The organism is Proteiniphilum sp. X52, assembly GCF_003712195.1.
Classification (GTDB): domain Bacteria; phylum Bacteroidota; class Bacteroidia; order Bacteroidales; family Dysgonomonadaceae; genus Proteiniphilum.
In genome coordinates this window covers 26867-39362 of the sequence record NZ_RDSD01000004.1, presented here as the reverse complement: position 1 = coordinate 39362, position 12496 = coordinate 26867, and the positions used below count along the sequence as shown (strand labels likewise).

Annotated in this window: 10 protein-coding genes; 3 read left to right on the top strand and 7 right to left on the bottom strand. The window is 49.5% G+C overall.

The features are described from left to right. Window positions 1–174: 174 nt before the first annotated feature. Together pepT and gcvT are read left to right on the top strand one after the other, a co-directional pair. On the top strand, window positions 175–1407 hold the full coding sequence (gene pepT, locus D7D25_RS05030) for a peptidase T (RefSeq protein ID WP_122967880.1): 1233 nt from the start codon (window positions 175–177) through the stop codon (window positions 1405–1407). Window position 1408: 1 nt separating this feature from the next. Then, a complete protein-coding gene (gene gcvT / locus D7D25_RS05025) occupies window positions 1409–2494 on the top strand; it encodes a glycine cleavage system aminomethyltransferase GcvT (protein ID WP_122967879.1) in 1086 nt (361 codons plus the stop codon). Between the two features lie 55 nt (window positions 2495–2549). Here gcvT and folD read toward each other — a convergent pair whose 3' ends face one another. Both folD and ffh read right to left on the bottom strand, forming a co-directional pair. Then, on the bottom strand, window positions 2550–3431 hold the full coding sequence (gene folD, locus D7D25_RS05020) for a bifunctional methylenetetrahydrofolate dehydrogenase/methenyltetrahydrofolate cyclohydrolase FolD (protein WP_122967878.1): 882 nt from the start codon (window positions 3429–3431) through the stop codon (window positions 2550–2552). Window positions 3432–3460: 29 nt separating this feature from the next. Next, the gene (gene ffh, locus D7D25_RS05015; protein WP_122967877.1) at window positions 3461–4786 is read right to left on the bottom strand and encodes a signal recognition particle protein; all 1326 of its coding nucleotides are present in this window, start codon (window positions 4784–4786) and stop codon (window positions 3461–3463) included. 482 nt (window positions 4787–5268) lie between these two features. Between ffh and D7D25_RS05010 the strand changes: the two genes are divergently transcribed. After that, entirely contained in the window at window positions 5269–6192 is a 924-nt protein-coding gene (locus D7D25_RS05010) for a cation diffusion facilitator family transporter (protein WP_255417191.1), read from the top strand. A 107-nt stretch (window positions 6193–6299) separates the two neighbouring features. Here D7D25_RS05010 and D7D25_RS05005 read toward each other — a convergent pair whose 3' ends face one another. From D7D25_RS05005 to D7D25_RS04985, 5 genes are all read right to left on the bottom strand, one after another. Beyond that, entirely contained in the window at window positions 6300–6761 is a 462-nt protein-coding gene (locus tag D7D25_RS05005; protein WP_122967875.1) for a V-type ATP synthase subunit K, read from the bottom strand. A 102-nt stretch (window positions 6762–6863) separates the two neighbouring features. Next, window positions 6864–8690, bottom strand: a complete 1827-nt coding sequence (locus D7D25_RS05000; RefSeq protein WP_122967874.1) for a V-type ATP synthase subunit I — start codon at window positions 8688–8690, stop codon at window positions 6864–6866. Continuing rightward, window positions 8684–9298 (bottom strand): V-type ATP synthase subunit D, encoded by a 615-nt coding sequence (locus D7D25_RS04995; protein ID WP_122967873.1) that lies wholly within the window; start codon window positions 9296–9298, stop codon window positions 8684–8686. The genes D7D25_RS05000 and D7D25_RS04995 overlap by 7 nt, the downstream gene beginning before the upstream one ends. Next, window positions 9298–10614 carry a V-type ATP synthase subunit B gene (locus D7D25_RS04990; RefSeq protein ID WP_122967872.1) on the bottom strand — a complete coding sequence of 439 codons (1317 nt, stop codon included), beginning with the start codon at window positions 10612–10614 and terminating at the stop codon, window positions 9298–9300. The genes D7D25_RS04995 and D7D25_RS04990 overlap by 1 nt, the downstream gene beginning before the upstream one ends. Before the next feature lie 98 nt (window positions 10615–10712). Then, window positions 10713–12473, bottom strand: a complete 1761-nt coding sequence (locus D7D25_RS04985; RefSeq protein WP_122967871.1) for a V-type ATP synthase subunit A — start codon at window positions 12471–12473, stop codon at window positions 10713–10715. Window positions 12474–12496: the final 23 nt, after the last annotated feature.

Below are 12496 nucleotides of genomic sequence, written 5' to 3'. Positions count from 1 at the left end.
TCGGGCAAGTTCAAGCAAGCTTGTCTTGCCTCTCGACTTTCATTATATTTGTAGAATATAAGATGCGTCTCGGGCAAGCTCAAGCAAGCTTGTCTTGCCTCTCGACTTTCATTATATTTGTAGGACAAGTGCGATTTTAACTATACAATGAATATTACCAAATACAAATAAATCATGGATATTGTAGATAGGTTTATAAAGTATGCCCGCATCGATACACAATCGGATGAGAACAATACGCAAACTCCGAGTACGCAGAAGCAATTCAACCTTGCCAAGGAGGTGGAGCAGGAAGCGCTGGAAATGGGGTTGACAGACGTAAGTCTCGATAACAATTGCTACCTGATGGCCACTCTACCGGCCAATACACAGAAGAAACTGCCGACGATCGGTTTTATCGCTCATTTCGATACCAGTCCCGACATGAGTGGCAAGAATGTGAATCCGAGAATTGTAAAGAATTATGACGGAAAGGAAATCATATTGAATGAACCCAAGGAGGTGGTGTTGTCGCCTACCGATTTCCCCGAGCTGCTCGATCATGTGGGTGAAGATATTATCGTAACCGATGGGACGACACTGTTGGGAGCTGACGATAAGGCTGGTATTGCGGCGATCATGAACGCGATGCAGTATCTGATTGATCATCCTGAAATAGAACATGGTAAGATCCGTGTCGGTTTCACACCGGATGAGGAAATTGGCCGGGGAGCTGATAAATTCGATGTCGCCAAATTCGGTGCCGATTGGGCATATACCATAGATGGAAGTGAGGTGGGAGAGTTGGAGTATGAGAACTTTAACGCTGCTTCGGCCAAGGTTGATATACAAGGAAGAAATGTACATCCCGGCTATGCAAAAGGCAAGATGGTCAATGCATTGCATCTGGCCAACGAATTGATAGGGCTTCTTCCCGAGAACGAACGCCCCGAACATACAGTGGGTTATGAAGGATTTTTCCATCTGATTTCCTTGGGAGGCACAGTAGAGGAAGCCAGCCTGTCGTTCATTATCCGTGATCATGACCGGGAGAAATTTCAAGAGCGTAAGCGGTTAATGGAGCGCGCTGTGGAAACGTTGAACAAAAAATATGACGACCGGCTTGCGCTGCAGATGAAAGACCAGTATTATAACATGCGGGAAAAAGTGGAGCCGGTGAAATACATAGTGGATTATGCCTACCAGGCCATGGAAGAAGTGGGCGTGAAACCTAATGTGAAACCTATTCGTGGGGGAACCGACGGCGCCCGTTTGTCATTTATGGGGCTTCCTTGTCCCAATATCTTTGCCGGAGGGATGAATTTCCACGGCAAATATGAGTTTTTACCTGTTCCTTCCATGAAAAAAGCATCGGAAGTGATTGTGAAGATAGCCGAAATAGTAGCCAGAGAGGAAAAATTTATTTAATATGAAGACAACTCCATTTACAGATTTGCATGTCGGGCTGGGAGCCAGGATGCATGAGTTTGCCGGATATAATATGCCCATTGAATATTCCGGAATTATAGATGAACACCTGGCGGTAGTCAATTCCGTGGGGGTATTCGATGTGTCGCATATGGGTGAGTTTTGGGTGAAAGGCCCAAAGGCCTTGGAATTTTTACAGCGTGTAACCAGTAACGACGTTTCCGTGCTAAAACAGGGAAAAGCCCAATACACCTGTTTCGTGAATGAAAAGGGCGGGATAGTGGATGATTTTATCGTTTACCATTACGAACCGGAGAAATACCTTTTAGTGGTAAATGCCGCCAATATCGAAAAGGACTGGGCCTGGTGCCGACAATGGAACACTATGGGCGCCGAATTGGAGAACGCCTCGGATCATATGGCCCAATTGGCAATCCAGGGCCCCAAGGCTACAGGGACGCTGCAGAAGCTCACGGGCCAGGATCTGTCGGACATCCCCTTTTATGCTTTTACAACCGGCAGATTGGCAGGAGTGGACGATGTGATCATTTCCAATACCGGATACACCGGAGCCGGAGGTTTTGAACTTTATTTCTATCCGGAATATGGCAGGAAAATCTGGGATGCCATTTTTGAAGCGGGTGCGGAATATGGCATCAAACCTGTCGGGCTGGGGGCGCGCGACACGTTGCGGTTAGAGATGGGATATTGTCTTTACGGGAATGATCTGGATGATACCACCACGCCGTTACAGGCCGGATTGGGGTGGATCACCAAGTTTGCGGATAATAAACCTTTTATAGGCCGTGAGGTGCTGGAAAAAGAGAAAGCAGAGGGTGTGTCCCGTAAGCTCTGTTGTTTTGAACTGGCAGATAAAGGAATTCCCCGCCACGGGTACGAAATCGTAAACGCGGAGGATGAGGTGATCGGCAATGTCACTTCCGGTACTATCTCACCCGTATTGAAAATAGGTGTCGGTATGGGATATGTGAAACCGGAGTTGGCCAAACCCGGCACCGAAATCTATATAAAAGTACGTAACAGAAATCTGAGAGCGAATGTAGTAAAGCCGCCTTTCAGAAAGTGACTCTCTCAGTGAGCCTGGGCTGGATATCACTTCTCTCAGCCGGATATCACTTCTCTCATTTGTAAATCTCCTTTTTCCCTGCCAGAAGGGTGTTCTTTAGCAAAGAGACGATGGTCATTGGTCCCACGCCGCCGGGAACGGGAGTGATATAGGAGCACTTGGGTGCTACCTCGTCGAATAGTACGTCTCCTGTGAGCTTGAAGCCTGATTGGGTCTTGTCACTGGGAACACGGGTGGTGCCCACATCGATCACCACCACCCCTTCTTTTACCATGTCGCCTTTCAGGAATTCGGGCACACCCAATGCCGCGATGATGATATCTGCCCGCAATGTGATCTCTTTGATATGGGGAGTACGGCTATGGCAGACAGTGACGGTACAGTCGCCGGGATAAGCTTTCTGCAACATCAGCATGGATGCCGGCTTACCGACAATATTGCTGCGACCCAGCACCACACAATGTTTTCCCCTGGTTTCTATTTCATACCTTCTGAGCAACTCCACGATGCCGGAAGGCGTGGCGGAAAGGAAACAGGGCATGCCGAGCGACATGCGGCCCACGTTTACGGGGTGGAAGCCATCCACGTCTTTGCGATAATCGATTGCTTCCGTGACTTTTGTTTCAGAGATATGTTTCGGGAGAGGTAATTGCACGATAAATCCGTCGATATCGGCATCATTGTTCAGCCGCTCCACACAGGCCAGTAATTCTTCTTCGGTGACATCCTCTTCGTAACGGGTCAGTGAGGAGCGGAATCCAACCTCTTCACAAGCTTTTACTTTGTTGGCCACGTAGGTCTCACTTCCTCCGTCGTGACCGACCAACACTGCCGCCAAGTGAGGTGTTTTGCCGCCGTTGGCTTTTATCTCCGCCACCTCTTGGGCGATCTCTTTTTTTATCTGTGCGGCTACCGCTTTACCATCAATTAGTTGCATGTCCGTGGTTGATTTGCTGACTCATTGGTTTATCTGCGTCTCATATTGCGCATTGCCTGACGGCCTCCGCCGGTGGTCATCATGCGCATCATCTTGCGGGTCTCGTCGAACTGCTTGAGAAGTTTGTTCACTTCCTGTACGTTGGTCCCGCTGCCCTTGGCAATACGGGCGCGGCGGCTTCCGTTCAGTATCTCCGGATTGGTGCGTTCCTGGGGAGTCATGGAGCGGATGATGGCTTCGATACCCTTGAAGGCGTCGTCGTCGATATCCAGGTCCTTGATTTGTTTGCCTACCCCCGGGATCATTGATGCCAGGTCTTTCAGGTTGCCCATCTTCTTGATCTGCTGGATCTGGGCAATGAAATCGTTGAAATCAAACTGGTTCTTGGCGATTTTCTTTTGCAGGCGGCGCGCCTCTTCTTCGTCGTATTGCTCCTGTGCCTTCTCTACGAGCGAGACGATATCACCCATGCCGAGGATACGGTCTGCCATACGCTCGGGATGGAATACGTCGATAGCATCGAGTTTCTCGCCGGTTCCGACGAATTTGATCGGTTTATCCACTATCGAGCGGATAGATAATGCGGCGCCGCCCCGGGTATCCCCATCGAGTTTTGTCAGCACCACCCCATCGAAATCGAGCCGTTGGTTGAACTCTTTGGCCGTATTCACCGCGTCCTGCCCGGTCATGGAGTCTACCACGAAGAGGATTTCCTGCGGATTGACCGCTTTCTTGATCGACTCAATCTCGTTCATCATCTCCTCGTCGATGGCAAGACGTCCCGCGGTGTCGATGATGATCAGGTCTTTTCCGTGCTGGCGGGCATATTGAATGGCGTTCTGCGCGATCTTGACAGGATTCTTGTTGTCTTCTTCGGCATACACCGATACTCCGATCTGTTCGCCCAATACTTTTAACTGTTCAATTGCGGCGGGCCGGTAGACGTCGCCGGCGACCAACAAGGGATTTTTTCCCCGTTTGGTTTTAAGCATGTTGGCCAGTTTGCCGGAGAAGGTGGTTTTACCCGATCCCTGCAGACCGGACATGAGGATAACGGCGGGATTTCCCTTGATATTGAATTCGGCGGCGCCTCCACCCATCAGCGCGGCAAGTTCGTCGTGGACGATCTTCACCATCATCTGCTCGGGCTTCACCGCGTTGAGCACATCCTGTCCCAGCGCTTTCTCCTTTACCGTTTCGGTGAATTCCTTCGCGGTTTTATAATTGACGTCGGCATCCAACAATGCGCGGCGCACATCCTTTAATGTCTCGGCCACGTTGATCTCGGTGATCTTGCCCTGGCCTTTCAGTATCTTGAATGACTTCTCCAGTCTTTCACTTAAATTTTCAAACATAATTCTTCACTTTGTTTTTTATTCCGCATTTCTGGCAAACAGCATGCGAACGCCTGGTTCCGCCATATAGGCACGGTATGGAATCAGTTCATTATCCGTACTCATCCTTTGGCGCATACGCAGTCCTGCTTGGAGGATACAAAAGTACATGAAAATCGATGTATTTCCAAGTAAGTGAAATGAAAACTACGTCGCGCCTTTTGTCCACGCTCGGCATAGCTCAATCGGGGCTTGGCTCAATCATTCCGTTGCCATTGGCGGAGCCAAAAAATGTCGTATTGTAAAAGAACACTTTCGATGCCGCAACTGCGGTTTTGACGATTTAGTCATGCTTATTGCTTGCGGATTGCATGATTTCAGAATGTCAATGAGTTTGAAAAGGAGGTCAGACCATCTGATCAAAGTGAGCTTTGTTTCTGCTCTCATTTATCGGAATAGTTCATTTTAATTGATTATTTTTGCTGTCTCTAAGCATGGTTGCAATGAAAAAAAATCTACTCCGTAAATTTATATATCTATCTATTGCCGCCGCAATGGTGACCATTTTACTGAAATTTTACGCTTACTTTATTACCGGTTCTATGGGCTTCCTTTCGGATGTGTTAGAGTCGTTTGTGAATCTGTTCGCGGCGATCTTTGCCCTGATCATGTTCAACATATCGCTGAAACCGGCCGATAAAGAACATGAATTCGGGCATAGTAAAGCGGAATACTTCTCCAGTGCGGCGGAGGGTGCCCTTATCCTGATAGCAGCGTTCACTATTATCTGGTCTGCCGTTCCGCGACTGATCGATCCCCATCCCATTGAGAATATCAACACAGGTCTGCTTTTTTCGTTGGCGGCGTCGCTTGTTAATCTGGCTGTGGGTATGACGTTGGTGCGCAACGGCAAAAAAAAGAGATCTCTCCTGCTGGAGGCAGACGGAAAACATCTGATGGCGGATGTGTGGACTTCGGCAGGTGTGATTGTGGCGATCGTGATGGTGAAGTTCACCGGTTGGTTAATCGTCGACCCCATCATTGCCATCTTAGTGGCACTCCATATTATCTATACGGGATACCGACTGATCAGCCGTTCCGCCAGCGGTTTGATGGATGCTTCCATTCCCGCCGAAGATTTAGAGAAGATTACTAACTATCTTGATTCACTGAATGACCAAAAGATTGAATATCATTCGCTGTTGACCCGTGTGGCCGGACGCCGTAAATTTATCACCATGCATGTACTGGTTCCGGGTAAGTGGACAGTGAAAGAGGCACATGACTATGCGGACGAGATTGAGGAGACCATTGTGGATATGTTCGATGAGCCGGTGACAGTGCATACACACCTTGAACCGGTGGAGGATCCTGCTTCGATGAAAGATATCGGTCTCGACCGGCAGGAGATCGATTATCATTTATAGATTGCTTTACTCTTTTACGGTATCGCCCCTTTCACAATCAAAAAAAGCTGCCGCGGTACGCGACAGCTTCGTGGAAATTACTTTTCTTATTCGTTCTCCCCAGTTTATCATCCAACGGCAGAGCCGATCAGGAACACACCGGCTAACGCCACAATGGCGTACAATTCCGGGAATACGGCAAGGATAAGGGTGTTTCCGAATACATCATTTCCCTGGCCGATAGAGGCGATACCATTGGCGCAGACCTGTCCCTGACGGATGGAGGAGAGCAGCCCCACCAATCCCATGGCGATACCTGCCGCGAAAGCCGCGGCGGCCTGGATGGCGGTGATATCAGGGGTTAGAATATTGAAGATACTCTGGAACATGAAGTATCCGGCGAAGCCGTATAACCCCTGTGTGCCGGGTAACGCCGTCAACACGAGGAAATTCCCGAATTTGCTGCTGTCTTTTTTGAGCGCGCCGATAGCCGCATTCCCGGCAATGGTGACCCCATAGGCGCTGCCGATACCCGAAAGTGCGATCATAAGTCCGATGCCTGAATAGGCGATTAATAAATTGGTGTCCATAATGTTTTATTGTTTGTTATTGATTTGAATTTTTCCGTTTATTTCTTCCCTCTTCCCTCTTCATTCTTCATTCTTCATTCTTCATTTTTCATTCTTCATTTTTCATTTTTCATTCTTCCTGAAAGGATTATATTTTTTTCCTCCTCCTTCAAATTCCGCATTCTTATAGAATTCCACAAAGGTAAGACGCAGTGGGTGGACAAAAGCGCCAAGCACGTTCATGAACATATTGATGGCATGTCCGAAGAGGAAGATAAGCAGGAAGACAACCGCCCCCCCGACCATGTTGTCGGGACGCAGACCCAACGCCAGGCTGTTGAACACGCTGGCCAGGATACCTCCGGAGAGACCCAACGCAAAGAGCCGCACATACGACAATACATCACCCAGTAGTCCCGTGGCCATATTATAAGTATCCCATAAGCCGAGTCCCACATTCATGAACAGATTCTTTCCGGGAGAGTTCAGGAAGAAGATCAATAGGGCCGAGAGCCCCATCACGATAAGGTGTGCGGTGCCTCCCATCGGCATAAAACCAGGGAACAGATAGGCCACGATCACGCTCAGGAGCAACACGAACCAACCGATAGTTGAGAGTGTCTGCATCCATCCGAACTGCTTGAGGCGGTTGACGATCTTCAGGGACATGGCGAACATGATCTGCACGACCCCCAATATAAGGGAAAGCATGAACATTTGTTCATTGTCAAAATAGACCTGATCCTTCATATTCCGGAAGAAGGGGATATTGGCCTCGTAGATGCTGAAGCCGAAAAATCCGCCGGTAAGCAGGCCGCACACCATCGTCGAGATCCCCAGTATCTGTACCAATGCGAGGATGCCCCGCATCGAGCCGGCTATCTTTTCTTTTCCGAAAATTCTTGCCGCTGTGGCCCCTATCAACAAAAAGGCCCCGTAACCAATATCCCCGAGTGATAATCCGAAGAAGATCATATAGAAAGGAGCGAAGAAAGGGGTGAGGTCTATCTCGTTATATTTGGGCAGCATATAGAGTTCGGCGATCGGTTCAAAGAGCCGCATAAAACGGTTATTCTTGAATTTGATCGGCACGTCGTCTTCAGGTGTGGGGTCGGATACCCGGAAATAGACATCCTGCGATTCCAGGTAACGGGTGATCTCTGTCACATTCTCTTCCGGCGCCCAGCCTTGCAGGAGCATGAGCTTGTCTTCGGCCGCGGGTGTGGCGCTGCGGGCTACCCTTGTGAAGAAGATATCCGATTCCAATGATCTCAATGCCGCCTCTGCTGACGGGATCTCGGCCGAGAGCGCTTTTAGCGCGTCTTCTTTCTCATGGATCTTTTCCCGTAGTGAGTCGATAAGTTTGTCAAGCGCGTCTAACGATACCTCGGGGAGTTTCATCTCCTCTAATTGCAGTTCGTCGACTGCTTGGGCTCCTTTCGTTACCGTAACAAAGTAGGTTTTGGATGCTTCCTTCCGGATAACAATGGCGTTATATAGGGTTTCCCACTCAGGATGATAGTCCTTGTCAGGAACGATGAAGAACCGCACATGGTGTCCTGCTTCTTTCAGCCGGTGGATATTCTCCGGATCAAAATTTCCCCAGGGGCGCAAGGTTTCGTGTTCCTTGACGCTCACCTGTAACTGCTGGTTGAGGGCCGACTTTTTGTTTTCGATCTTCTCTATCTCCGCCGGGATATCCATTCCCCTTTCCACATCGGCTGCGTGAAGGGGAACGACTGTGGTCTTGTCCCGCAGTTGCTTGAGCTTTTTGATCGACTCATTCAGCCGTTTTGATGCCGAGAGATAGTCCTGTAATTTCTCATCATCTACCCTCCTGTTATCCTGCTCTGCCACGTGTATCATGCCCAGGTCGCGCAGCGCATGAAGGAACCGGTCATAGTCCTTATGGAAAGAGATGAAAACAAATTTCTTCATTGTAGCTACCATACGCTTCCCTCCTGTTGTCTACGTTGTTCCTGATGGGCCCGCATGATTTTCTGCGACGATTTGGAGAGATTCTCCTCATCTTCCAGATAGCGCTTTATTTTCAGGATGGCTTCCTGATAGCCCGGTATCTGTACTTTCTCGAAGAGGTTGACCTTTTGGGTGGTTTTCTTCCTCGCGTATTCGAGCCGGGAGAGCCTTATCTCCTGGAAATCGCGGCGAATCCCTAGCTCAGCCAGTCCTTCGAGGGTTTTTACCCCATCGAGAAACCATTTTGGGCGGTTGAAAAGGCTGAACGGCCGGATCTCGAAATCCACCTTGTCAAGCATGGGCAGGAGCACCCCTGCAATCTTTCTCTTTGAAAGGTGCACATCCTTTACACGGAGAAGGGTAGGGTCGAATTCCGTCCACATACTGACCATCTTGTCGTATGACTTGATCTTTGCTTCGAGTTCCTTGTCGAGCTCTTCTATCTCCGCTTTGGTCTTTTTCACTTCCATCCGCAATGCGGATTCTTTGTTCTGCAGCGTGGGAAGTGCCCGTTCACGTACCGCCAGTTGTTTTTCCAACTGCTGGCGTGAGGTTTTGTTATATTGAAATCGGATAGCCATTATTGTTGCCAGTAGGTATCTATCAATTCCTGTTTCATATTCACCTCGGCCGGTTTGAAATGCCTTGACAGCAGCTTCCATGTGTTGTCCAGCATCTCGGTGGTATCGAGGTTCACATCGATAGCGAGTATCTTTTCCGAATAATCCAGGGCAAACGAGAGCGCCCGGGTATCATAGTCGGTCAGGTCGAACCCGTTTTCCATTTTTGTTTTCGCATTGGCGGCATCGGCATAGAGGCGTACGGCAGCGTTCATCACCTGTGGATGGTCTTCGCGGGTCTTCTTGCCCTGCACCAGTTGTTTGAGGCGGGAGAGCGAGCGGAACGGATCCACCACCACTTTCCCCACATCGCTGTCGCGGCGCAGGAAGAGCTGACCTTCCGTAATATATCCCGTATTATCAGGTACGGCATGGGTGATGTCGCCTCCTGAAAGGGTCGTCACCGCCACAATGGTGATGGAGCCACCCGAGGGGAATTGAGCCGCTTTCTCGTAGATCTTGGCCAGGTCGGAATAAAGAGAACCGGGCATCGAGTCTTTCGACGGGATCTGATCCATACGGTTAGATACGATGGAGAGCGCGTCGGCATAAGAGGTCATGTCGGTGAGCAATACCAGCACCTTTTCGTTTTTATCCACCGCGAAATATTCGGCGGCCGTCAGCGCCATATCGGGTATCAGCAGACGTTCCACTGCCGGGTCTTCGGTGGTGTTCATAAAGCTGATGATCCTGTCCAGCGCCCCCGCGTTGCTGAATACATTCTTAAAGTAGAGGTAGTCGTCGTGGGTCATCCCCATACCTCCCAGGATGATCTTGTCGGTCTGCGCCCGAAGCGCCACCGTAGCCATCACCTGGTTGAACGGCTGGTCCGGGTCGGCAAAGAAAGGGATCTTTTGTCCCGACACCAGGGTATTATTCAGGTCGATACCCGAGATACCGGTGGCAATCAGTTCCGAGGGTTGTTTGCGGCGTACCGGATTGACGGATGGTCCGCCGATGGGGCGTTCCTCCCCTTCGGGTACAGGGCCGCCGTCAATGGGATCGCCATAGGCGTTGAAAAAGCGACCCGCCAGTTGGTCACTCACCTTCAATGAAGGAGATTTCCCCATGAAGATTACTTCGGCGTTGGTGGGAATACCCTCAGTGCCTTCGAAAATCTGGAGAGTCACCTCATCGCCGATGATCCTTACCACCTGTGCCAGACGACCTTCCACCTGTGCCAGTTCATCGTACCCTACATTGGTGGCCTTTACCGAACAGGTGGCTTTGGTGATCTGGGTAATTTTTGTATATATTTTCTGAAATGCTTTTGCCATAAAATTGATTTGTTGATTTGTTGATTTACTGATGTGATGATTGAGTCATCACTACATGTCCCGACTTGTCGGGAGTATCACATCGGCACATGATCACATTAGGCAGATACTTTTTTCCGGGATATCAATTCGTCTAATTGTGTCCTGTATTTATGAAACCTTTCTGACTGGAATTCCGAGTAGTTCATCTGCCTTCCTATATTGATTAACTCCTTGAAAAAGTCGGCAACTTTGTTAAAGTTATCGAACTCGAAATCGGTGCGGCAAATATCCGTCACCATATCCAGGATATATTTCTGCCGCTCGATGGGAGTTACCGCGTCGATATCGTCGAAAGCGTCCTGTTGTAATACGATAAAATCGATCAACTCAGATTTCCAGAAAGTAATATGATATTCGGTCGGTACCCCGTCGTCGCCCAGGATATTGATCTGCTCCGCGATCTCCTTCCCGCGTAATAGCCGGGTTTTGGCTTCATTCACCTTTTCTGTCCAGTCGTCCGATATATGTTCCGAGATATACTCTTCAAACTCGGGGTATTCGATATATTTAGAATAGGAGTCGATCGGATTGATGGCCGGATAGCGTTTTTTATCGGCACGATCCTGTTCCAGCGCGTAGAAGCAACGAGCCACCTTCTTGGTGTTTTCGGTTACGGGCTCCTTGAGATTTCCCCCCGCGGGTGATACTGTCCCGATAAAGGTGATAGAGCCCTCTTTTCCATTGTTCAGGGTCACATGTCCCGCGCGGCCGTAGAAATTGGAAATGATGGCCGACAGGTCCATCGGGAACGCATCGGGACCAGGGAGTTCTTCGAGACGATTACTCATCTCACGCAGTGCCTGTGCCCAGCGTGAGGTGGAATCGGCCATCAGCAGCACTTTCAGTCCCATGGAGCGGTAATATTCTCCGATCGTCATGGCAGTATATACCGATGCCTCGCGGGCGGCTACCGGCATGTTGGAAGTATTGGCAACGATGATGGTACGCTCCATGAGTTTGCGGCCGGTATGGGGATCGATGAGTTCCGGAAATTCGGTGAAGATTTCCACAACTTCGTTGGCGCGTTCACCGCAGGCGGCAATAATCACAATATCTGCTTCGGCCTGTTTGGAGATGGCATGCTGTAATACCGTCTTACCCGTGCCGAATGCTCCCGGGATAAATCCTGTTCCTCCTTCCACGATGGGATTCAGGGTATCGATAGAGCGTACTCCCGTTTCCAATAATTTGAAAGGACGGGGTTTCTCTTTGTAAGCCGTAAGCGGCATCTTTACCGGCCAACGCTGGATCATGTTTAGTTCGGTTTCCTGACCGTTATGGTCTTCCACTACGGCGATGGTTTTGTAAATATTGTAATCACCCTCTTGGGTAATGCTTTTCACAGTATATTCCCCCTTCATGATGAAGGGCACCATGATCTTGTGGGGCTGGAAATTCTCATCCACTTCTCCCAGCCATGATCCGGCGGTGACTTTATCGCCGGGCTGGGCTATCGGTTTAAAATGCCATAATTTCTCTTCGTCGAGGGGGAAAGTGTAGTCACCCCGTTTAAGAAAGATGCCATCCATCTTGTCGAGATCGTTCTCTAACCCGTCGAGGTTGCGTTGCAGCAGTCCCGGTCCCAGCACCACCTCGAGCATATGTCCCTGGAACTCCACCTCCGTGCCGACGGTCAATCCGCGGGTACTTTCGAATACCTGCACGTAAACATTGTTTCCCACCACCTTGATAACTTCCGACATGAGACGGGTGCCATTGAGATCGATATAGGCGATCTCATTCTGGGCCACCGCGCCGTCCACTTCCACAATAACGAGATTGGATATAATCCCTTTAACTGTTCCTTTTGTTAGCATATATGATTGTTTATTTTTTCTTC

What these genes read in the sequence shown, in the direction of transcription:
- D7D25_RS04985 (WP_122967871.1), bottom strand. Translation starts at nt 12,473, where the DNA reads ATGCTAACAAAAGGAACAGTTAAAGGGATTATATCCAATCTCGTTATT.
- ffh (WP_122967877.1), bottom strand. Translation starts at nt 4,786, where the DNA reads ATGTTTGAAAATTTAAGTGAAAGACTGGAGAAGTCATTCAAGATACTG.
- pepT (WP_122967880.1), top strand. Translation starts at nt 175, where the DNA reads ATGGATATTGTAGATAGGTTTATAAAGTATGCCCGCATCGATACACAA.
- D7D25_RS04990 (WP_122967872.1), bottom strand. Translation starts at nt 10,614, where the DNA reads ATGGCAAAAGCATTTCAGAAAATATATACAAAAATTACCCAGATCACC.
- folD (WP_122967878.1), bottom strand. Translation starts at nt 3,431, where the DNA reads ATGCAACTAATTGATGGTAAAGCGGTAGCCGCACAGATAAAAAAAGAG.
- D7D25_RS04995 (WP_122967873.1), bottom strand. Translation starts at nt 9,298, where the DNA reads ATGGCTATCCGATTTCAATATAACAAAACCTCACGCCAGCAGTTGGAA.
- D7D25_RS05010 (WP_255417191.1), top strand. Translation starts at nt 5,269, where the DNA reads ATGAAAAAAAATCTACTCCGTAAATTTATATATCTATCTATTGCCGCC.
- D7D25_RS05000 (WP_122967874.1), bottom strand. Translation starts at nt 8,690, where the DNA reads ATGGTAGCTACAATGAAGAAATTTGTTTTCATCTCTTTCCATAAGGAC.
- D7D25_RS05005 (WP_122967875.1), bottom strand. Translation starts at nt 6,761, where the DNA reads ATGGACACCAATTTATTAATCGCCTATTCAGGCATCGGACTTATGATC.
- gcvT (WP_122967879.1), top strand. Translation starts at nt 1,409, where the DNA reads ATGAAGACAACTCCATTTACAGATTTGCATGTCGGGCTGGGAGCCAGG.